Annotated in this window: 18 protein-coding genes; 9 read left to right on the forward strand and 9 right to left on the reverse strand. The window is 52.2% G+C overall.

The genetic code is table 11. The features are described 5' to 3' along the window. The first annotated feature begins 52 nt into the window (after positions 1-52). Positions 53-1522 carry a sulfatase gene (locus Pan161_RS28120; protein WP_145232044.1) on the forward strand — a complete coding sequence of 490 codons (1470 nt, stop codon included), beginning with the start codon at positions 53-55 and terminating at the stop codon, positions 1520-1522. A 302-nt stretch (positions 1523-1824) separates the two neighbouring features. Here Pan161_RS28120 and Pan161_RS28125 read toward each other — a convergent pair whose 3' ends face one another. Continuing rightward, on the reverse strand, positions 1825-3198 hold the full coding sequence (locus Pan161_RS28125) for a DUF1501 domain-containing protein (protein WP_145232045.1): 1374 nt from the start codon (positions 3196-3198) through the stop codon (positions 1825-1827). 625 nt (positions 3199-3823) lie between these two features. Between Pan161_RS28125 and ilvB the strand changes: the two genes are divergently transcribed. The 4 genes from ilvB to Pan161_RS28145 all read left to right on the forward strand — a co-directional run bounded on the left by ilvB (position 3824) and on the right by Pan161_RS28145 (position 9076). Further along, positions 3824-5605 (forward strand): biosynthetic-type acetolactate synthase large subunit, encoded by a 1782-nt coding sequence (gene ilvB / locus Pan161_RS28130; protein WP_145232046.1) that lies wholly within the window; start codon positions 3824-3826, stop codon positions 5603-5605. A 233-nt stretch (positions 5606-5838) separates the two neighbouring features. Next, positions 5839-6033, forward strand: a complete 195-nt coding sequence (locus Pan161_RS28135; RefSeq protein ID WP_145232047.1) for a hypothetical protein — start codon at positions 5839-5841, stop codon at positions 6031-6033. Positions 6034-6133: 100 nt separating this feature from the next. Further along, the gene (locus Pan161_RS28140; protein ID WP_145232048.1) at positions 6134-7567 is read left to right on the forward strand and encodes a hypothetical protein; all 1434 of its coding nucleotides are present in this window, start codon (positions 6134-6136) and stop codon (positions 7565-7567) included. A 114-nt stretch (positions 7568-7681) separates the two neighbouring features. Further along, positions 7682-9076 (forward strand): glutamate decarboxylase, encoded by a 1395-nt coding sequence (locus tag Pan161_RS28145; protein WP_145232049.1) that lies wholly within the window; start codon positions 7682-7684, stop codon positions 9074-9076. 15 nt (positions 9077-9091) lie between these two features. Here the strand turns inward: Pan161_RS28145 and Pan161_RS28150 are convergent, their stop codons facing one another. After that, positions 9092-9505 carry a carboxypeptidase-like regulatory domain-containing protein gene (locus Pan161_RS28150; RefSeq protein ID WP_145232050.1) on the reverse strand — a complete coding sequence of 138 codons (414 nt, stop codon included), beginning with the start codon at positions 9503-9505 and terminating at the stop codon, positions 9092-9094. A gap of 121 nt (positions 9506-9626) precedes the next feature. Beyond that, on the reverse strand, positions 9627-10637 hold the full coding sequence (locus tag Pan161_RS28155; protein ID WP_145232051.1) for a DUF1559 domain-containing protein: 1011 nt from the start codon (positions 10635-10637) through the stop codon (positions 9627-9629). 624 nt (positions 10638-11261) lie between these two features. On the opposite strand from Pan161_RS28155, the gene Pan161_RS28160 reads away from it, so the two are divergent. Further along, positions 11262-12044, forward strand: a complete 783-nt coding sequence (locus tag Pan161_RS28160; RefSeq protein WP_145232052.1) for a 3-keto-disaccharide hydrolase — start codon at positions 11262-11264, stop codon at positions 12042-12044. Between the two features lie 6 nt (positions 12045-12050). On the opposite strand, the gene Pan161_RS28165 is transcribed toward Pan161_RS28160, so the two are convergent. Beyond that, complete coding sequence (locus Pan161_RS28165) at positions 12051-13616, reverse strand: alkaline phosphatase D family protein (RefSeq protein ID WP_232103532.1); 1566 nt, start codon at positions 13614-13616, stop codon at positions 12051-12053. 241 nt (positions 13617-13857) lie between these two features. Here Pan161_RS28165 and Pan161_RS28170 point away from each other — a divergent pair, with 241 nt between their 5' ends. After that, the gene (locus Pan161_RS28170; protein WP_197995567.1) at positions 13858-14640 is read left to right on the forward strand and encodes an SGNH/GDSL hydrolase family protein; all 783 of its coding nucleotides are present in this window, start codon (positions 13858-13860) and stop codon (positions 14638-14640) included. A gap of 30 nt (positions 14641-14670) precedes the next feature. Here the strand turns inward: Pan161_RS28170 and Pan161_RS28175 are convergent, their stop codons facing one another. Further along, positions 14671-15786 (reverse strand): WD40/YVTN/BNR-like repeat-containing protein, encoded by a 1116-nt coding sequence (locus tag Pan161_RS28175; RefSeq protein ID WP_145232054.1) that lies wholly within the window; start codon positions 15784-15786, stop codon positions 14671-14673. 53 nt (positions 15787-15839) lie between these two features. Then, a complete protein-coding gene (locus Pan161_RS28180; protein WP_145232958.1) occupies positions 15840-16109 on the reverse strand; it encodes a MoaD/ThiS family protein in 270 nt (89 codons plus the stop codon). 209 nt (positions 16110-16318) lie between these two features. Here Pan161_RS28180 and Pan161_RS28185 point away from each other — a divergent pair, with 209 nt between their 5' ends. Beyond that, positions 16319-18700: a peroxiredoxin family protein gene (locus Pan161_RS28185; protein WP_145232055.1), complete on the forward strand. Its 2382-nt coding sequence runs from the start codon at positions 16319-16321 to the stop codon at positions 18698-18700. Between the two features lie 21 nt (positions 18701-18721). On the opposite strand, the gene Pan161_RS28190 is transcribed toward Pan161_RS28185, so the two are convergent. The 3 genes from Pan161_RS28190 to Pan161_RS28200 form a co-directional block, all read right to left on the reverse strand. After that, on the reverse strand, positions 18722-19279 hold the full coding sequence (locus Pan161_RS28190; protein ID WP_197995569.1) for a hypothetical protein: 558 nt from the start codon (positions 19277-19279) through the stop codon (positions 18722-18724). Continuing rightward, the gene (locus tag Pan161_RS28195; RefSeq protein ID WP_145232056.1) at positions 19276-19824 is read right to left on the reverse strand and encodes a pyridoxamine 5'-phosphate oxidase family protein; all 549 of its coding nucleotides are present in this window, start codon (positions 19822-19824) and stop codon (positions 19276-19278) included. Before Pan161_RS28195 ends, Pan161_RS28190 begins: the two co-directional genes overlap by 4 nt. Positions 19825-19961: 137 nt before the next feature. After that, complete coding sequence (locus tag Pan161_RS28200) at positions 19962-20699, reverse strand: AraC family transcriptional regulator (RefSeq protein WP_145232057.1); 738 nt, start codon at positions 20697-20699, stop codon at positions 19962-19964. A 184-nt stretch (positions 20700-20883) separates the two neighbouring features. On the opposite strand from Pan161_RS28200, the gene Pan161_RS28205 reads away from it, so the two are divergent. After that, positions 20884-22176: a Gfo/Idh/MocA family protein gene (locus Pan161_RS28205; RefSeq protein WP_145232058.1), complete on the forward strand. Its 1293-nt coding sequence runs from the start codon at positions 20884-20886 to the stop codon at positions 22174-22176. Positions 22177-22206 lie beyond the last annotated feature (30 nt).

Consider the following 22206-nt stretch of genomic DNA (forward strand, 5'->3'; position numbering starts at 1 on the left):
ACATATGGTTGCTCTGACATTATCTGCATTCTTACTCTGAAAGCCTTCGCTCATGATTTTTACTGGCAGACGTCGCTCCCCGCTGGCAGTTGTGTTGCTCCTGATCTTCTGCCCTGCTCTCGGTTTACCAACTGAGGCAGCTGAAAAACCGAACGTGCTGTTTATCGGCGCGGACGACCTGCGCTGTGATCTGGCCTGTTATGGACATCCGCTGGTGAAGACACCGCATCTGGATCAACTGGCGGCGGAAGGCGTGTTGTTCAAACGGGCCTACTGCCAGCAGGCGCTGTGCAACCCTTCGCGGGCGTCGCTGATGACGGGACGGCGTCCTGATACACTTGAGATCTGGGATCTGCCCACACACTTTCGTGAAGTCGATGCGGACATTGTCACGCTGCCGCAGCTGTTCAAGCAGCAAGGTTATTTCACGCAGAACATCGGCAAAATTTTTCATAACTGGCGGCAGAAGATCGAAGGTGACCCCGCTTCCTGGAGCGTGCCCGCCGTCATGCATTTTGCGCGGCACGATGATGACCAGCCGCTGTTAAACGATAACCGGGAACTGCCGGTCAACCTTGCAAAAGCACCGCGATCCGAAAGTCGCGACGTACCTGATTCGGCTTACTTTGATGGTCGCATCGCCGATCTCGCCGTAAAAGCACTGCAGGAAGTCAAGAAGAAACAGCAGCCGTTCTTTCTGGCAGTCGGCTTCTGGAAACCGCATCTACCGTTCAATCCACCTAAGAAATACTGGGATCTGTATGACGACAGCCCGATCACGGTTCCCGATAATCCTCAGCCTCCGAAAAACGCACCGGATGTTGCGCTGCATGACAGTCGAGAAATTTTGAGAGCCGTGGATGGAAAGCTGACGGATGCGCAGATCATTGAACTGCGAACCGGTTACCTGGCGGGCATCAGTTACCTGGACGCGCAGATTGGCAAAGTACTGGCGGAACTGGATCGCCTGGGACTGCGCGAGAATACCATCATTGTGTTCTGGTCGGATCATGGCTTTCACCTGGGCGAACATGGTCTGTGGTGCAAAACATCCAACTTCGAAAACGATGCACGCGTGCCTTTGATGATCGCGACGCCTCAAATGCAGCAGGCGGGTAAGACAGCAGAAGCGCTGGTCGAGCTGCTCGACATGTATCCGACACTGGTCGAATTATGCGATCTCCCCTCCCCCGGAAAACTGGAGGGCAAAAGCCTGGTGCCTGTCTTGAATGATCCGACACAGTCAGTCAAGCCAGCCGCCTTTACGCAGCATCCGCGGCCCGCGTATTACAGAAAACAACCTGAAAACATGGGTGTTTCCGTCCGCACGCCCCGCTATCGCTACACCGAATGGCGGAATTTTAAAACGGGTAAGGTCATCGCACGTGAACTGTACGATCACACAAGCGATCCGGGAGAGAATACGAACATCATCAATGAGCCTACCGATCGAGCCGATTTTCAGACAGCGGTCAAACTACTGGAAGCACAGTTTCCGCGCAAGCCGGGTGGGAAAGATTGAGAGCTGTATTCGTGTTGTGTATCAAGTGTCCGCTCTAAATACTCGCCAACAGTGCTCGAATAATAACACCATACGAAAAAACTATGGGTGAGCCCGAATGCAATTCGGGCCGAACGCAGCGAGCAGGAGGTTATGGTGAGAACATACGATTGATATCAGCACCGCCGATGGATTTCCTGTTTGAGTCAGGTGATCCTTAAACCCAAATAATGTTTACTCTGCGACCTCCTGTTGCCTGTGGCAATCCCGGATTACATCCGGGACCACCCCTAATTGAATATGCTTTCATCAGCAGGAATGCATCAACTCAATTCAACAATTGGTTTTCCACTGGGGAGAATGGGCATGGGGCGGCCGCTGTGGTCGAGGAATTCATGGGCCTGGTCGATGCCCAGGAAACGATAGACGGTCGACAGCAGATCGTTGGGATCGAGCTTGTTATCCTTGGCGTACGCGCCGTTGGCTGTAGTGGAGCCAATGACCTGTCCCATTTGCATGCCGCCACCGGAGACCAGGACCGACATCGCGCCGGGCCAGTGGTCACGACCGGGCTGCATGACTTTGGAGCGTGTCCCTTTCTGCGGGTTGATGCGGGGCGTACGACCGAATTCGCCGCTGACGATGACCATCACTTTTTCGTCCAGGCCACGCTCATAGATATCTTCAATCAGGGCAGAGACCGCACGGTCGAAGATCGGCAGTCGTCCGCGCAGGTCATCATAGAGGTGACCATTGACTGCGTGGATATCCCAGTTACCCGCGCAACCTGTGACACCTGGGTTCTGCATCTGCATCGTGACAAAACTGCTGCCTGCTTCGACCAGGCGGCGAGCCAGCAGGGCGCGTTGTCCCCATTTGTGACGTCCATATTTATCACGGGTCGCATCGCTCTCCTGAGTAATGTCAAACGCATCGCGAGATTTATCACTGGTCAGCATATCGAGAGCGCGGCTGTTAAATTTGTCGATGGACTGCAGGGAACCGTTCTGATCCAGATCGCGGCGCATGTTGTCGAAAGAGGTCAACAGCGTCACGCGGTCATCCAGACGGTCTTTCAGTTTATCGTCCAGGGTAAGATTGGGGACGCGATAGTTTTTCGCATTCGGATCGGAGCCAACAACGAAGGGGAGCGCTGAATCGCCCAGGTACGCACTGCCACCGCCGTACACATTTGGTTGATTTCCGATATAATTCGGGATGCCGATATTCACATGATCGCGCATTCTGGAAACGATGGGACCAATCGTCGGAAATTGCGAAGTGCGTTCCAGTGGTCGTAAGGGATCGCGGCCGGACAGAAAGCGACCGGCACCGCCAGCATGATTCGCGAAGCCATGCGAAATGGATCGGATCAGCGTGAAGCGATCGGCCACCTTCGCATGCAGGGGAAGCTGCTCGCAGATATCCATGCCCGGCACATTCGTATGAATCGGATTGAATTCACCCCGATATTCAACCGGCGCTTCGGGTTTCATGTCATACGTTTCCATATGACTGGGACCGCCTTGCAGCCAGATGAGAATCACTGAGGTATCCGGGGTGGCTCCCGAAGTCGATGCAGCCGCCCTGAGCCGCAACAGGTCCGCCAGACCCAGACCTCCCAGGGTTAGAAAACCAGCCTGGAGAAAGGATCGCCGTGAAAGCGTCGCCTGCATCAGATTCGCTGGATCATTCATGTTCAATACCTCAGCTTGCTGATATCGGGAAGGAAGTTCAGGTGGGGTGTAGGCAGACTCGCTTTGCTGCCCATTATTACTGGTCGGTAAAGCCACCAGACAAACTCATTTCAAAGTCTGCTTATATATCATATCAAATCAAATTCCTGCTCACAAACCTTTCCTGCCAAAACAGCGTGGTCCGTTCAAATCATGATAAGCCCAACCTCATAACCAACCAATATCAATATACTTAAATGCGTTCGAATTTCGTCGAAGATCGAATACTCTGACTGCTGTCGACCTGACTACTGGACACAACGTGTTAATCTGCACAATCGAAACAGCCTCTGTAACCTGTTTGCCGAGGCTGATTAACGGGCCTGTCTCTCGACGAATATTGGATTCTGGACAGGAAATGACTCGTTATTGTCTCTGGGAGAAGATAGAATTGATCACCAACCAAGTGATTGATTACCAGAACGAACATTCGGCGTACGAGGTGCGTCTACGTATTTGTCTGTTGTGGTAACAGCAAAATAGCGATCTGCCAGCAGCCGGATATGAGCCGGTGACAGCGATGTCTGGTCGATTCCGTCATTAATTTTGAGACAATTAGAGATTATCGAAACAGAAGGGTGAAACAGTGGCCACTGCCAACGAAAAAAACACGCAAACGAAGACAATCAATGGCGCTGAGATACTGGTTCAGGCATTGGTGCGGCAGGGCGTGAAAACCATCTTTGCTTATCCCGGTGGTTGCAGCATGCCGTTGCACCAGGCTTTGATGAAATACAAAGACGATATCCGCACACTTCTGCCTCGCCACGAACAGGGGGGCGGCTTCGCTGCACAGGGGATTGCCCGCACGACCGGAGAAGTCGGTGTCTGCATGGCAACCAGCGGTCCTGGTGCCACCAACCTGGTAACAGCACTGGCGGATGCCAAGCTGGATTCGATTCCCATGGTGGCGATCACCGGCCAGGTACCTCAAGCCGTCATTGGTAGCGACGCATTTCAGGAAACTCCCATGGTGGAAATTTCCCGCGCGATTACCAAACATCATTACATGGTCACCGATGTCAAAGACGTAGCCCGCATCGTGAAGGAAGCATTCTTCATCGCGAATACAGGTCGCCCCGGTCCCGTGCTGATCGACTTCCCGAAAGACTGTCAGCTGGCGACACTGGATGCAGAACCCGATTACAATCCCGACACTTACCTGCCCGGCTATCGCCCTGAAATGCGTAAAGCAGCTCCGGAACAGATTAAGCAGATTCTGGCAGCCATCAAACGCTCCAAGAAACCAGTTCTCTACGTTGGTGGCGGCGCTATTATTTCGGATGCTTCCGAAGAACTGGTCAAGTTCGCCCGCCGAACCAATATTCCTGTCACCACTACAGTTATGGGTCTGGGCGTGTTCCCCGGAGAAGATCCCCTGAGTCTGGATATGCTGGGCATGCACGGGACCGTCTATGCGAACTACGCCGTCAACGAAGCAGACCTGCTGCTCGCATTCGGAGTACGTTTTGATGACCGTGTGACTGGTAAGCTCGAAGAGTTTGCCAAACATGGAAAAATTGTGCATGTCGACATCGACCCTTCCGAGTTGCAGAAAAACAAGGAAGCGCATATTCCGATTAATGCCGACCTGAAACATGTCCTCGCTTCGCTCAACGAAGCGATTACCGATGACGACCTGCCGCAGGTCGACGACTGGCTGACACAGTGTAAAGAGTGGAAAGAGAAATACCCGCTGAAATATCCTGAGTTGGGTGATGTCATGTCGCAGCAGTATGCGATTCACGAACTCTGGCAGCAGTCCAAAGACAGAGACCCCTACATCACCGTAGGCGTGGGACAGCACCAGATGTGGGCGGCTCAGTTCTATAAATTCAACAAACCACGCCACTGGCTCAGCAGTTCCGGACTGGGGACGATGGGCTTCGGACTGCCCGCTGCCATGGGTGTCCAGGCACAGTTCCCCAATGACCTGGTGGTCGACATCGACGGTGATGGCTCGATGCTGATGAATATTCAGGAACTGGCGACACTGCATACGGAGAATCTGCCTGTCAAAATCCTGTTACTCAACAACCAGCACCTGGGCATGGTAGTGCAATGGGAAGACCGCTTCATGGCAGGTCGTCGGGCTCATACTTATCTGGGTCCCGTGCATCATCCCGAGTGGGAAGGGAAGGGCTCCGGCGAGCATGCTGAAGACACCTATCCTGACTTTGTCTCCATCGCCAAAGGTTTTGGACTGCAGGCGAAACAGGTGCGTTCGAAAGCAGAATACCCGGCCGCTCTCGCAGAGATGCTGGCCTCTGATCAGCCTTACCTGCTGGATGTCATCTGTACCTATCAGGAACATGTATTACCGATGATTCCCAGTGGCGGTACTGTGAACGACATTATCACTGAATAATCTTTACCATTTAATGAATTTCAAATACCGGGCCCCTCAATCACAGATTGACGGGGCTCGTGTTTTTAGACTGTGTCCAGTTTTACTGTAGCGTCTCCAGAGCCATTTGGATCGAGTATAATAGCTTGAGAGACGCTATGGTTAAATGTGATGCGATCTAGGAATTCGAAAACAAAACCCGGGCCTGATCTGAAACAACGAGAATGAATCTGATAATTTCAGGAGGAACAAATATGTTATTGGCAGCACAAATCCCACAGGAATCAGGCTACCTGGTCGGTTGGGGATCACTGGCATTGATCAATGCGGGCCTGGCGCAAGGAAAAAATCGCAGCGGGCTGGCCTGGTTTCTACTCTCTTTACTGCTGGGTCCGATTGCCACTTTTATTCTCGTCGCATTCTGCAACAAATTGCCCGGGGTCCCTTAAAGTCAAAAAAAATCTCTCCGCCGGGGTGGAGAAACATTCTGGCAGGCCGATAAGATATCAAATAATAGAGAGTATTTTTCTGCTTCAGAGCGAGGAAACCATGAGCCAGCAGAGACAGATCGGCGTGACGGTCTTACCGGAATACCTGCAGCACGAGGGAGTCGAGACAGTTCTCGACAATCTGATGAAGCGTGCAGGCGTCACGGCAGTTTCCACTTCGCCTTATGTAATGCAACTGGCTGACGAGCAGACGGGAGTTCGCGAGCCCCCCGCTGATGCTGGTGCGGGAGAAGTTCGCCTGCTGGATCGACCGCTGTGGGAAGGTAAACGGGAACTGTGGGTCAAAACCTCACCCAGCTTCGTTCCCGATGAATCGCTATATTCAGGTCTGCGCTATCAGCCAGCACGCGCGGATGAGCTCACTCACAGCGCAGGCCACGTCGTAGCAGACTTTATTGAAGCGGCACAGGCGCGGGGACTGGAAGTTTATTTCCAGGTCCAGGCTGCGATTCCCCCCGGGTATCGTGTGCAGTTTGGCGGCCCTGTCGAAGAAGATATCCCCCGCTTGCCCGATGGTTCATTGCCGCGCAGACGAGTCGCCAATAACGGCAGCCTGGCCAGTCCGCATATCATCGAATACCAGCACGCGTTGATTCGCGACTTGCTCCGCCAATATCCTGATATCGACGGGCTGCGTTTTGACTGGCCCGAGTATCCACCTTACTTTCTGGACTCTGCGTTTTTCGATTTCAGTGACCACGCACGCCAGGCTGCGGGCCGTCTGGGTTACGACTTTGAAAATATGCAGTCCGACTCGCAGGCATTGTATCAGAAACTCAATGGCGGTCTGACGAATTACGATCTGGAAAACTGGCTCTCAGAAGATAATCAGGCTGCGAATTTCCCGGTCTGGCTGAACGACCATTATCCTGGAGCCTCTGAAATGCTGCTGATGAAAGCTCAGCTTTCTAAAGAGCTGCTGGCGGGCTTTCGAAAAACAATGGACGACTGTGGGAAACCGGGTGTCGAACTGGCACCCAGTGCGTTTCCTCCCCCCTGGTCCATTCTGTCGGGCATGAATTATTCGCTGGCAGCAAAGTACTGTAACTCGGTGAGCGTGAAACTGTACGGGATGCACTGGTCGATGATGCTGCGTTCGTACGGCGATCAGATGCTGGCAGCGAATCCTGGTATTTCCGAGTCGCTGCTGGTCCGAGCGTTGTTCAAATTTCTTGACATCACAGACTGGGCGCACCCCACACGCCTGGCTGACGTTTCTTACCCGGGCCCCGCGCAACCCCACATCGCAGGTCCACTGGCACAGGAACGGAAAATTCTGGCTGCCAGAAAGCTGGCACGTCCCATGCCCATTTATGCACTCGCGCACGGTTATGGTCCTACAGAAGATTTTCGAACTCGGATGCAAGCGGCAACCGACATCAGCCCGGATGGTGTCTGGATTAACCGATACTGCTACCTGAACGACGACAAACTGGACATCATTGGACAGTGCGCCGTCGGCTGCAATACATAAAGTTTGCAGAAAAACAGATCCCACAAGTGATCTTCATTCAAATTTCAGCGCCAGACAGTAGGATAGCAGTACACACTTTCGCATCCGTACTGATCAACCAGGAGGGCACTGTTCATGCTGCACGGCCAGAAAAATCTGCATCCATCTGACCCCGAATCCTTTATCACTCCCGCTTATGGGGGACGTTTCATTGAGGAGCCTGTCCCCAAATACGAAATGCCCGGTGCAGGCCTGCCTCCCAAGGTGGCTTACAACCTGATTCGTGATGAACTGATTCTGGATGGTAACTCGCGGCTGAACCTGGCAACCTTTGTCACCACCTGGATGGAAGACGAAGCCCGACAGCTGATGTCAGAAACGTTCGACAAGAACATGATCGACAAAGATGAATATCCGCAGACAGCGGAGATTGAACTCCGCTGCACCAACATGCTCTCGAAGCTCTGGAATTCACCCTCAGAAGAAAATGCCGTCGGTTGTTCAACAATCGGGTCCAGTGAAGCAGCGATGCTGGGTGGGATGGCTCTCAAATGGAACTGGCGGAAACGCAGAGAAGCCGCAGGTAAACCCGCTGACAAACCGAACATGGTGATGGGCATCAATGTGCAGGTCTGCTGGGAAAAATTCTGTCGCTACTGGGAAATCGAACCACGGTTTGTGCCGATGGAAGGGGACCGCTACTGCCTGACTGCTGAAGAAGCCCTGAAGCTGGTCGACGAAAATACGATTGGTGTCGTCGTGATTATGGGCAGTACGTTTGATGGTCGCTATGAGAACGTCAAAGAAGTCAACGACGCACTGGTCAAACTCAATACCGAAACCGGCTGGGAAGTTCCCATTCATGTGGATGCCGCTTCGGGTGGATTTGTCGCGCCGTTTCTGCAACCGGATCTGGAGTGGGATTTCCGACTGCCGCTGGTGAAATCGATCAATACATCCGGGCATAAATTCGGGCTGGTGTATCCCGGCGTGGGCTGGATCATCTGGCGTGAGAAAGCAGAACTGCCGGAAGAACTGATTTTCCACTGCAATTATCTGGGAGGCGATCTGCCCAACTTCGCATTGAATTTTTCCCGCCCCGGAAATCAGGTGGTGGCGCAATATTATAATTTCTTACGGCTGGGCCACGAAGGTTATCGCGACATTCACCAGACATCCCAGGATGTCGCTTTGCATCTGTCAGCAGGCATCGCGAAACTCGGCCCGTTCGATCTGATCTCGGACGGGAGTGACATTCCGGTGTTTGCGTTTACCACCAATGAAACCGCCAATTTCAGCGTGTACGACATTTCGAATAAAGTACGTGAACGGGGCTGGCTGGTTCCCGCTTATACCTTCCCCAAAAACCGTGACGATCTCGCCGTATTACGCTGTGTCTGTAAAGAGGGATTCACGCGCGATATGGCGGAGATGCTGCTGAAAGATCTGCAGCACGCGATTGATTATTTTGCCGCTCATCCCCAGCACACACCACAGACCGAAGCCGAGGGTTCCGGTTTTCACCATTAAACTGTCGCTGATTTTTTAATTGAGTTCGAACGTAAACTCGTTGCTGCCTGCATTGATTTCTGCTTTCAACGGACTGTTTTGCAGACTGCGATACTGCGCAGGGATATTGGGGTACTCTTTTTGGGGAGCCGGGTTGTCGGGGGTTCCCTCTGGTGGCGTCACCGTCACAGTGTAACTGCCGAGCACGACATCAGAGAGTTCCGTCTGCCCGGAATCGTCGAGTAACCCCATCGCTCCCTCACCTTTACCGTCCATCATCAGTCGGAGTTCTGCTTCTGAGACGGGGGCACCATCGTGTGTCACGGTGACAGTGATGTCTGCACGCTGCTTGTCTTCTTCACTGCTTCCGCCGCAGCCGACCAGTATTAAACTAAAACCAGGCAGCAGGGAGAACAGAAGTAATCGCTTAAAATAATTCTGAATGAACATTTCAGGATGAATCCAATTATAATCAATTAATATAGTTCAAAACACAGCACAGACCCCGTATATCTTACGAACAGGGTCTGTGCCTTCCTTCACGTTTTAAGACAGCGATACTGATTTGAGATTAAAACTCGCCCAGCACCTGACCGTCATTTTTCGATGCCAGATTCGCCAGGGTACTGAAATCAATGTTTTCAGAGACAAAGCGGACCGCTCCATCAGTCAGCAGCACATGGGTTCCGCCGGTATGAAAGGAGTTCAGAACCGTATTGGCACCATAGGGTGCACTGGCTTCAGTCGGTGCGCCGGAAGTCCAGAAACTGTTAATCGAATACATGACAGTCGTCGTTCCAGACCCCCAGGCAGAGCCAGAACCGAGTGAAGGCATTTTTGAAGTGGTTCCGATTCCGCTCCAGCCGCCATAGTAATTGGAGCGACAGTCTTTACCATTCACCTGGCCAGACTGCTCTGCCACGATCATAGTATTCGAAGTACCGTCCGTCACGTCACGAATCCGGAAACTGTCATTGGGTGCCAGCAGTCCATTGTTACAGAATGTGCCATTCCCATAGCCGGCTCCCGTAACAGAGCACGAGCCTGTGCTGCTGCCAGGTGCTGGAGTGGCACCGGCGATCCCGACGTAATCCATTGTCTGCCCCTGGTCATAGTTATTCATGCCATTCTCGTTGGATGTATTGGAAAAAGGACTGGACGGGCAGTTATACACGGGGACACGCAATGTTTTTAAAACCTCGTTGGTTCCCGTACCAGTACCGTAGCCATACGAGCCACCGCTATTCTCTGACATGAAGCCCCCTACCGTGGTGCTGATATCAAAGTTCATCAGGTTATAAGCGGGTGCCTGATCCAGGTAGGGGAGAATCGGGGCGCGCCAGTTCGGGCGAATGCGTCCGAACTGTTCGCCGATCGGGAAGCGAAGAAAATTATCGTGGTAGTTGTGCAGCGCCAGACCGATCTGTTTCAGTTGATTTTTACAAGTGCTGCGCCGGGCGGCTTCCCGCGCCTGCTGAACTGCCGGTAGGAGTAATGCAATCAAAATCGCGATAATCGCAATCACGACCAGCAATTCAATCAACGTGAAACCACGTATACGTAATTTGTGCCTGCTCAACATGGACGTTTCCTTCAATAAATACGGAATGACGAGAGTTCGTTTCTTTAGCGGGAAGTAGGTATGAAAGAGGGTGGGATATTCAGGGGAGCAACCAGTCTCTTCTCTATCTGTATCTCAACTCAAAAATATCGACTCTCTACTTTTCACAATGAGGTGAGAATAAAACCAGTGCTAACGATCATGCAGAAACTGCAACCGGATCAATTAGCTGACATATCAAGTATGCGAATCTCATGCCTAACCAGATTACCCGGACGACGCAACGATTCTGTTGATCACTAAAAAAAGAGCTTCAATGTGCTGCTTTAAAATCGAGACTGACGCCAGTATTTTTTTTCACTAACCAAAAACAGCTGATTTATTTCAACTTAGCGAATTCCCACTCTCACTTCATAAATCACTAAAACTACGCACTTTTCTTTTTCGATTTAAAAAATATTAATGAATCGGTTCTGCCTGTTGTGTGTCTGTCTGGTCCAGATTGCACAGTAAAGTGGCAACCTTAAACCGCAACTCGACTTCCGTTCAGAATCGCTTCTAATCGATTTCCCTGTTTGTGCTACTATCAGAATTATCACATAATATAACTTTGATATCACGCTCCCGATTTCATGAGGATTCACTATGCGCTTCACCAGTCCTGCTCCCACTCTCTGTTCTCTCCTGTTTCTGCCCCTGCTCTGCTCAACGGTATGGGCCGACGTGGGCATTGGCGCCAAACCGCCCACTGATGCAGAAATCCTGCTGGACGGCAGCCGGGAAATGCTGGATCAGAAATGGACTTACTGGGAAGGCCCCCGGTTCAGTTCCTCGCTGCCGATCAAATGGAAAGTGGTAGACGATCCTATTGACGCAGGTACGGTCGTCATGTCAGATGACCCGGCTGCGGCGGGGGGCAAATACGGAACCGCCGACATCGTCACCAAAAAGAAATATCGTGACTTCCGCCTGCACGTGGAATTTCTAGTCACGAAGCCGGGAGGCAACAGTGGTGTTTATCTGCAGAACCGCTTCGAAATCCAGGTTCTGGATGGTGATAAAACGAAGCACGGCATGGCTGCGGTCATCAACGAAACCGAGTCACCCTACCACGCTTATAACGGCACGGGAAAATGGAACGCCTATGACATCACATTTCGGGCAGCCCGGTTCAAAGATGGTAAGCTCGTTGAAAAACCTTTAGTCTCAATGTATTTCAACGGGAAAAAAGTCCACGAAAACATCACCATCAACAAAGTCTGGGGAGGCGCGAACTCCGGCCTGGATGGAGGCAATGATAACGGTTTCGGCATCACCGACACCCCCGGCGGTATTAAACTCCAGTGTGAAGGCCACGACGTCCGCTACCGCAATATCTGGATTCGACCCCTCGATCTGAAAACGCCCGACACCGACTTTAAAGAATAACGGCCACTATTTGTCCGCTTTCTTACTGCTGTTTTGAGGAACGTCATGCTGGTACAGCAGCTTGCCTTTTTCATCGTGAAACAGAAAGGACAGGGTCGCTGGATCTTTTTTATCAGCGGGTGTGACTCTCACCAGCAGAAATCCGCCCGATCGCGGGTCCTGTAGATAAGGCTGTTTGATCAGCCCTTTGGGGTCCGTTGATTTCGGGTCGCCCGATTTGCGGCCCAGCCGTGAATTCGCATCGACCAGTGCCCCACTGGAAAATTCCTCGAAACCACTTGGATCGATGGCATGATACTGCCAGTGACGATCTCCACACACGATGAAAAAGTTCTGCTGATCCAGTCCGTTCTCTTTGAGCCAGTTGAAGAACTCATCCCGCTCATGTCGGAATCCGCCGATATCACAGTGATTGTCGGTCTTGCGCAGATCGTCGGGGCCAATCATCGGTGTCGGCGAGACCAGTAGTTTGAAAGTCGCGTTACTCTCTTTGAGCGTTTTCTTCAACCACGCTTTCTGTTCGTCACCCCAGATCGATTTCTCGGGGCCATCTTCCATGGCATTGGGACTGCGATACATGCGGTTTTCCGGTAGCCAGATCTGCAAATTTTTATTCACCCGATGCGTGCGATACGTTTTTGCGGCGGTGTCTTTCATGGGCGCAACGGGCAGTTGTTCCAGCATCATCGCACGACCTTCTGCCGGAGTCGGATGATGATTCCCGGTGTTATCGCCATCATCAATACGGTAATCGTGATCGTCAATTTCCCAGTAGGCAGGTACCATGGCAAACAGATCCTGATAGCGGGGCTGCACAAACTGTTCATGCCATTTCTGCCGCATTTCGGGAATGGTTTCCGCGCGAGGCTTATCAGGTGTGTCGTAATAAACATTATCACCTGTGCCAATAAAGAAGTCAGGCTTCAACTTGAGAATCGTCTCCAACGCAGGATAACCCAGGTGCTTGTCCGGACCGGAATAAGGCTGCGGGAGCTTCGTGTTGTTTTCTTCGAGATGCTGTTTTTGATCGATTCGATCATCACCATGAAACTTGGCATAGTTCATTCCAGTCACCACGACAAAATCGACAGGCGTCGCTTTGTTGGCTCCGGGCAGCGTTTTGAACCGGGCTGTGGGACCATCGTGCAGCTTGTCCTCTGTTTCGCCGATCTGTGTCTTGCACTCATACTCGGTGCCGGACATGAGACCATTAAACGCGGCCCGCGCAATAAAGTCATGATCAGCAACTGCTTTCACAACCTGGGTATCAACATGTTTGGAAACAGTCTTCACCTCTGTGTAAGGGCTGAGTGAGAATTTGATAACTCCCGGCATCCCCGGCACATCACGATCGACCAGCTTGTCCGTTCTGGTGAGACGCACCTGGATCAGAGCCGTATCAGAAGTAACCTCTCCGGTCATGATGCCCATCCCGGCCAGCGGCAAAGCCGTTTCGCCCGTACCGGGATTTGCCGCAGCTTCCCCCGGTTCCACAACGGCCGATGTGACTTCCGGCTTTGGTTTTTCACAGCCGAACACAAATATTAAACAGCAGAGACAGTAAATTCTCATGTGAGCACTTCCTTGAATTCCAGACTTCGATACGTTTCCTGTTCCCATTCTATTGATTCTCTCTTCCGACCCCAACACAAAACTTCTGCGATTTATCGTATTCCTGTGATACCGGGTTTTTTAAATTTCCTCAGCAAATCAACTTGCTGTTCTGCTTACAATCTCGCCAGAATAGAACAGACGCGACTGACCGATGTTCTGGTTATTTCTGCAGACACCCTTTTATAATAGAAGACGCATCATGAAATCCATCAAACTGCTCGTCTTGTTCTCCGCCTGCCTGCTCGCGGGTTCATCTGCTGTTTTCGCCGAGGAACAGGCTTCCGATGCCTGGAAAAAACTGGTCCGCTCTCCCCGGTTCAATAAGCGACCCGCCTTTCAATTTGTGGAAAATGACCCCAAATTGCCCAATGCCTTTCTGTACGGCGATTCGATTTCCATCGCCTATACCGATGCCACCCGCGATGCCCTCAAGGGGAAAGCCAATGTGTATCGCCTGTACTGTAATGGAGGTGATTCATCCTCTGTCATTACCAAAATGAAAACCATGCATGACACAATGCGCAATCCCAAACTTGCCGGCCACTGGGATTTTGACTGGGATGTGATCCACTTCAATGTTGGCCTGCATGACCTGAAATATATGAACGGAAAAAAACTGGACCGCGTAAATGGCAAACAGGTGACTTCTACTGCAGACTACGAAAAGAACCTGCGTGCGATAATCGCATACCTGAAAGAACTGGCTCCCCAAGCAAAACTGATTTTTGTGACTACGACCCCCGTCCCTGCAGGCGAAGCAGGCCGCATTGATGGTGACGCTGCCAAATACAACGAGGTTGCGTTGAAAGTTCTGAAAGATTATCCCGAGATCGGCGTCAACGATCTGTATGCGTTTACCAAACCACATCACGCTGAATGGTGGTCCAAACCGGGCAACGTGCATTTTAACTCGAAAGGCGCCACAGCGCAGGGCAAAGAATCCGCCCGCGTGATCGCACAGGAACTGAAGAAACGGGATTAGTCCTTCTCGTTTTATGAAGAGCAACTGCCATTAACTCTTTACAAAACGGACACAATGGATGGGAGGCAGGCTGGTGGAGATCGTCTGCCAGCTGTCGCCACCATCTTCGGTGATCCAGAAGTTGCCAGTGGTCGAACCGACGGCCAGGCACTCGCCGGTTTCATCGATGTCCAGCGCATGTCGATAGACGATGTCGTAGCTGTGTTCTCCCGGTAAGCCGTTCGAGAGGACTTCAGAAGTCGAGCCGCCATCCGTCGTGCGGGAAATCACGAACCGTCCATCGACGGGGATGCGGCACTCATCTTTCACGCCGGGTGCAAACCATGCCGTCTCTGGACGCTGCGGATGGACGGCGACCGCGAACCCGAACACGGAAGGTTGAATCCCCGTGACTTCCTGCCACGACTGCGCCCCATCGGTCGTTTTAAACACACCGTTATGATGCTGAATCCAGAAGTGGTCCGGCTGCGTGGGTGATTGCACCATGCGATGCGCATCCTGAATATTCGGATCGTGCGCCAGATCCGGAGGCATATACTCGGCTCGCAACCCCTCCGCCTTGCAGGTCCAGCTCATGCCATCATCTTCAGTGACCCACACTCCACCACAGGAAATCGCGACCGCAACATTCTGACTGTTTTCCGGATGCACACAGATCGAATGGATGCCCGGATCATCCTTGCCGCCACCAAACCATTTCAAGCGTTCGGGCAGATCCCACAACGAATCTACCAGCTGCCAGCTGGAACCGCGATCATCCGAACGAAACAGGCCGCCGGGAATCGTCCCGCACCAGAGACGATTCGGCTGATCAGCGCCACCTGGTTCCAGCGACCAGATTTCACTCAGACTGGCCGGTTTCGGTTCTGCATTTTCGGTAAACGGATCGGCTGCTTTTTTGGCCCCTTCAGGGTAAACGGGTACGGTACACTCTTCCCAGCTCTCCCCCGCATCCGAACTGCGATGCAACTTGACCCCAAAGTGGCCATGATTCAGCGCAGCGTACGTCGTGTGATCCCGCGGATCATGCAGGACCATCGAGACATTCTCACCGGGAAAGTCATGGCGCTGGATTTTCCAGCCATCTGAATTGCGTTCGAGTTGAAACAGACCTTTACGGGTCGCAATCTGAACCTGAGAACTCATCGCGAATGCCTTTAGAAAGGTTGATGACAGAAATGTAACGAACGGGAAAACTGTTAACCGCCGGAAAGTGCCTGCATCACATAAATCTCACTGTCGGGTGAGATGGAATCACTTAAATTGACCCGGTCGACAATCGTCTGGCCGTCCACGAAAATCACCATATGCTGACGCAGTCGGCTCTGATCATCGAGAATATAACCGCGTAGCTGCTGCTGTGTTTCAAACACCGCTTCCAATGCTTCCCGCACCGTAGTGCCGGACACAGTCTCTTCCGGACAACTGAGATGACGTTCCAGGTTGGCAGTAAATACGACTCGGACCATATTCGTCATATCCTACACTGTACATATTTCGGAGGCAATCAAAATCGGATTGGCTTTCGAAACCAGCTGAACCGGAATTCTGATTTTACGATCCGAAAATACTCCGTGGTATCGACATTCCTCAAGCAGCCTCGGTAAAATAACAGATTCTACATCGAGTTTCTCCCACAGATGAATCACAATCCTCATTCTCATAAAAGTTGACTCACATGCACAACTTCCTGCCCGAGATCATGCGTAGAAACTGCTCTTTTATTATCGTGACGGCCTGCCTGCTCTGTTTGCCGCTGACGACGGTCCACAGTGCGGACAAATCTGCCGACACTGAGAAAACAGAATCAAAATCAGCCGAGCAAACTCTGGCCGGCCACTCTTATCATGGGGAAGTTTTCAATGAAGGTCCACGACGTCAAGCCTACCTGATGGGGGGCACCGGGGATGTGCACTTTGATGTGACGGTGAAGAATCCGGCCGCACAGAAGTTTCTCGACCAGGCGCTGGGGCAACTGCACGGATTCTGGTATCTGGAAGCCGAACGTTCCTTCCGACACGCCGCGAATTTAGACCCCGACTGTGCGATGGCCTTCTGGGGTGCGGCGATGTGTAATCTGAAAAATGAGAAGCGCGCGAAAGGCTTTATCGAAGAAGCCAACAAACGACTCGACAAAGCCAGCCCGCGCGAAAAGCAGTACATCAAAGCGCTCACAGCCTACATCAACGCGGATAAGAAAAAATCCAAAGAGCGTAACGAAGCCTATACCAAAGCGCTGGAAGATCTGATCCTCGCGTACCCCGATGATCTGGAAGCCAAGGCGTTTCTGGCCGTGCACCTGTATAACACGCGTTCTGCCAGCACCAGCTACATCGCGGCCGAAGCGCTGCTGCAGGACATCTTCGCAAAGAACCCGATGCACCCGGCTCACCACTACCGCATTCATTTGTGGGATCATCGCAAACCGGAACAGGCGCTGACGTCGGCTGCAAACTGCGGACAGTCTTCCCCCGGTATCGCTCACATGTGGCATATGCCCGGTCATATCTATTCGCGATTAAACCGCTATGAAGATGCGGTCTGGCAGCAGGAAGCCTCGGCCCGCGTCGATCACGCACACATGATGCGCGACGCTGTCATGCCTGACCAGATTCACAACTACGCCCACAACAACGAATGGCTGATCCGCAACCTGATCTTTATCGGTCGTGTCCACGATGCCCTGGCGCTCGCCAAAAACATGACCGAACTGCCTCAGCATCCCAAATATAATACCTTCAAAAAACGGGGCAGTGCGAAATACGGACGGATGCGTCTACTGCAGGTGCTGCGGACATACGAACTGTGGGACGAATTGATCGCTTTGAGCCAGACTCCATATTTAGAACCGACCGATGAGGAAGAAGAACAGATCAACCGCCTGCGGTATCTGGGACTGGCGTATTACCAGACAAAAAATATCAAACAGGGTGATACTCAGTTGGCTCAACTGAAAAAGCGACTGGATGAAGTCTCTGCAGAACGCAAACGAACCGTTGAAAAAGCACAAACAACAGCAAAATCCCGTCTGACCGCTGAACCACTGGTCGCACTCAGACCAGACGAAAGTCGTGCCTCTATCATTGATGAAGCGAAAAAAACAGCGGCAAAACCGTATTTCTCACGCGTTCGCAAACTGGAACAGAGCATCAAAGCCCTGGAAGGACATCAGGCGATTGCACAGGGTGATCTCAAACCGGGTTATGAGCTGCTGAAGAAAGCGGGCGGCGCGAATCAAGTTTATCTACTCGCCGTACAATGGAAATCAGGCGACCGAAAAAAAGCAGAGAAAGCGTTACGCAAACTGCTTGGCTCACATAAGAATGAAGTTCACCCGCAGGCGACACTGGTGGAACTGCTCTGGCAAGCCGGTGATAAAGCGGCTGCGAAAAAAGAATTCGAAAAGCTGCAGAAGATCTCCGCCTCCATCGACCTGGATATGCCGCTCTTCACCAGACTGGCGCCAATCGCTGCCGAACTGAAATTCAAACCGGACTGGCGCATTGAAAAGACAGCCGCCACCGATGTAGGCAACCGTCCCGTCCTGAGTACGCTGGGTCCCTTCCGCTGGAAACCCAGCCCTGCTCCGACCTGGGAGTTGAAAGACGCGACCGGCAAAGTGCGCCGCTCTGATGAATTTAGTGGCAAACCTCATGTGCTGATCTTCTATCTGGGTTTCAGCTGTCTGCATTGTGCCGAGCAGTTGCAGGCGTTCGCTCCCATGGTGCAGGAATTCGAACAGGCCGGCTTCCCACTTATGGCGATCAGCACAGACGACCAGGAAGGATTGAAAACGTCGATCAAAAACTATGATAAAGGAGATCTGCCCATCCCGCTGTTTTCCAATGACAAGCTCGATGTCTTCAAGTCATTCCACGTCTATGACGACTTCGAAAACCAGCCCCTGCATGGCACCTTCGTCATCGACGGCAAAGGCAACGTCGTCTGGCAGGACATCAGCTACGAACCCTTCATGGACCCGAAATTCGTGTTAAAAGAAGCCCAACGACTGCTGCCGAAAAAAGCGGAACGGCCAGGGTTTATTCTGGATGTATTTTGAACAATGGATGACACGAAAGGCTTATTCAACCAGTGAATAAACGGCGAAGATGCGACAAGGTCCTGGTTCGCATCCTTTGAATGCACCTTGTGACAGAAGTAATTTCGCTTCATCAAATGTTTCGATCAGACAATGACGATTTACTGGGATCGTTTCTGCCATATGATTACATGATAGATAAGAGCATTCCGGCGCATTTTCCTGGGAGAACGAAACGATATCGTATCCTTCGAGTACCTTCTTTGCAGGAACCTGCACATCCGTGACAAACGACTGTTCCGGTTTGAAAAGTTCCCATTCTAGATTGTCTTCGTGACACTGGTATGCGTAGGCTTCATAGTAGAACATTTTTGTTCCTACCAGGTCCAGTCCCTGCTCTTTGGCTAAGGTTCTGAGGTCCTCCGGCGAATTAAACATCCAGAACCCATTATGTTTCCAGTAATCAATGTAATACGCAAAATGATCTGAAATACAGTTACTGACGGAGTAGATATCTTCTACCTGATAATTCTTTAGAAAGTCCGGTTTGCTTTCGACCCGCTTGGCCATATACCCGACGGGAATCATGTCAAGCATCATTCACCATCCAGAATATTCGTCGGAATGTCGTCCAGGCTCTGCTGGTTTTTGTCGTGCCAGTACTGGTGGATGCCGGCTTCTCCCTGTTTGCTGGCCCAGTTGATGAGCTGTTCGCGTTCCTCGACGTAATCGAAAAAGGGAACCGCCATGCCGCAGGATGTCTGTACCAGATCGACGCTCAGGTCGAACACCTGCCGGGCACCGGGGATGGAGGGAAAGTGAGCGAACAGCTCGTCCCAGTCAGCATCATAAGGATGAATGACGCGTGCCTGCCCATAGAGCCTCAGGATCAAAGGCTTGCCGGTAAACGCGCAGAACATGACCGTCATGCGTCCGTCTTGCTGAATATGGGCCGATGTCTCATTGCCGCTGCCCGTCACGTTCAACCAGATCACACGATTCGGCCCCAGCACACGAAATGAATCCATTCCCTTCGGCGACACATTAATGCGACTGTCGGCGGTCGCGGTACCAACAAAGAACAGCTTTTGTGCGGCGATGAATTTGATATGCTGTTCTTCGAGTTCGGGTATTTGTTTTCCCATGTTCTGGATGCTCTTACTTTGAATACTAAATCAGAAAGTCGGCAGGCAGCTGAAACAGTCGCGGCAATCATAGCAGAGGGACAAGAACCGGGCAAAATCGGTTCGAGAAAATTAACGACATGCAAACGGATCAGTGGCTATTGATACTTGCGGCGGTAAACGGTCGGGCTGACACCAGTCTGCGATTTAAAGACTTTAGAAAAATGACTGTGATCGTAAAATCCGGTCTGATTGGCGATTTGTGAAATCGTGTCGGTCGTCGATGTCAGCAGTCGACAGGCGGCCTGAACGCGAATGTGGCTGATATAACTGGCCGGGCTCGTATCAAACAGCTTGCGAAACCGTCGCTGAAACTGACTGGTGGACAGTCCCATCAAGGCCGCCAGTTCCGACACGGTGATTTCGCGCTGAAAATGATCGTTTATAAAATCGAAGACGCGCTGCATTTCCAAATAAGGGGCAATCGCCAGCCCAGCGCGGCGGAAGTCGCGCATCATTCCCACAATACCCGCCACTTTGCCGCGCACATCAAACAACGGTTCCTTAATAACCTGGAACCAGGTCGTCGTCCCTTCGCCGCCCGTCACCGGATGTACCAGATCGACCAGTGGTTCCCCTGTCTCCATCACCCGCCGATCTTCCCGGCGATACGCTTCGGCCTGATCGGGGGCATGTATGTCAAAGTCCGTCTTGCCGATCAGCGTTTCACCCGATTCCACCTTGAGCCAGCTTAACAGCGCCGCATTATGATTGATGAACCGTCCCTGTTCGTCTTTCACCACCAGGTACACATCAGGCAGATGTTCCAACAGGCGGCAGGTCTGCGCGATACCGGGGACTTTTTTGAAAAACTGCTGTTGTAACGAAACATTCATAATAAATTATCAGGACCAGAAATGCGTCAAATATACACAATTTCGCCTCGAATTTCCAAGACGCCCCCCGTCCCGTCGATTACAATTTATGAAACCAGGCAGACACTGGTTTCACCAACCCGCTATAATCATTGATTCATATACCAGCCGACTCTTTCCCCCCCAGGCTAACGAGGAGAAACAGATGACGAAGAAAAGTGCTCTCAATCGTCGTGACTTCATGAAGACGGCGGCCGCCGCAAGTACCGTATTCACAGCGCCGACCATTATCCCGGCAACGGCGCTCGGCTTGAACGGGACCGTGGCTCCCAGCGAACGGATTATTCTGGGAGGGATCGGCATTCGCAGACGTGGCGGTTATGTGTTGAGCCACATGCTTGAGCAGCCCGATGTCCGATTCGTCGCTATCGCCGATGTTCGCGCTGATCAACGCAAGACCGTCAAAGAGATGGCCGACAAACAGAACGGCGACCAGAAATGCGACACCTATCGCGACTTCCGCGAACTGCTGACCCGCGATGATATCGACGCCGTCCTGATTGCCACGGGTGACCGCTGGCATGCGACCGCTTCCATGATGGCAGCCGAAGCCGGCAAAGATGTCTACTCGGAAAAACCTTGTGCGATCTCCATTGAGCTGGCACGACGACTGCAGGAAACGATTCAGCGGACCGGTCGCGTCTTCCAGGCGGGTACACAACGCCGCAACGTTTCCAACTTCGGGCATGCCGCCAAACTCGCGCAGACCGGACAGCTGGGGAAAATCCATACCGTCCACGCTTCGATCTATCAACTGATTGATCGTCACGACTGGCTGCCTGCGGAACCCGAGCCCGATCCGGAAGTCGTCGACTGGAACATGTGGCTCGGCCCTGCACCCTGGCGTCCTTATAACCATGCGTATGTGGATGGTGCCTGGCGAGGTCATTACGACTTCGACTCCGGTGCGAAGCTGCTCGACTGGGGTGCACACACGCTGGATATCTGCCAGTGGGCACTCGAAGCCGACAATACGATGCCCGTGACCTACGAACCCAAAGATGTCCCCAATGATAACGTCATCGAATGTGTTTACGAGAACGGCATCAAGCTTGTCATGCGACGCAATGGCTGGCTGGGACTGGGGACCTGTCCCGTTCGTTTTGAAGGAGAAGCTGGCTGGGTCGAAACGGGTGACTCCGGACAGACCGCCGTCTCTTCGAATGAACTGCGGGCTTCACTCCCTTCGCCCAGTTCGATTCCAGGAACCTCGCCCAAGTTTCATGTGCGTGACTTCTTTAACTGTGTGAAAACCCGCTCCAAGCCAGCGGCCAACGAAGATGTCATGGCCCGCTCGCACATCGCCTGTCATGCAGCCGCGATTGCCTGGAAACTGGGACGCAAAGTGCAATTCGATCCGGTAACGGAAGAATTTGTGAACGACGAGGAAGCCAACCGCATGCGAAGCCGTGCGATCCGCGAGCCGTGGACCGTTTGACCTGCGTCTTGTTTCAACAACGAATATGAA

It is taken from the genome of Gimesia algae (genome assembly GCF_007746795.1).
Lineage (GTDB): Bacteria > Planctomycetota > Planctomycetia > Planctomycetales > Planctomycetaceae > Gimesia > Gimesia algae.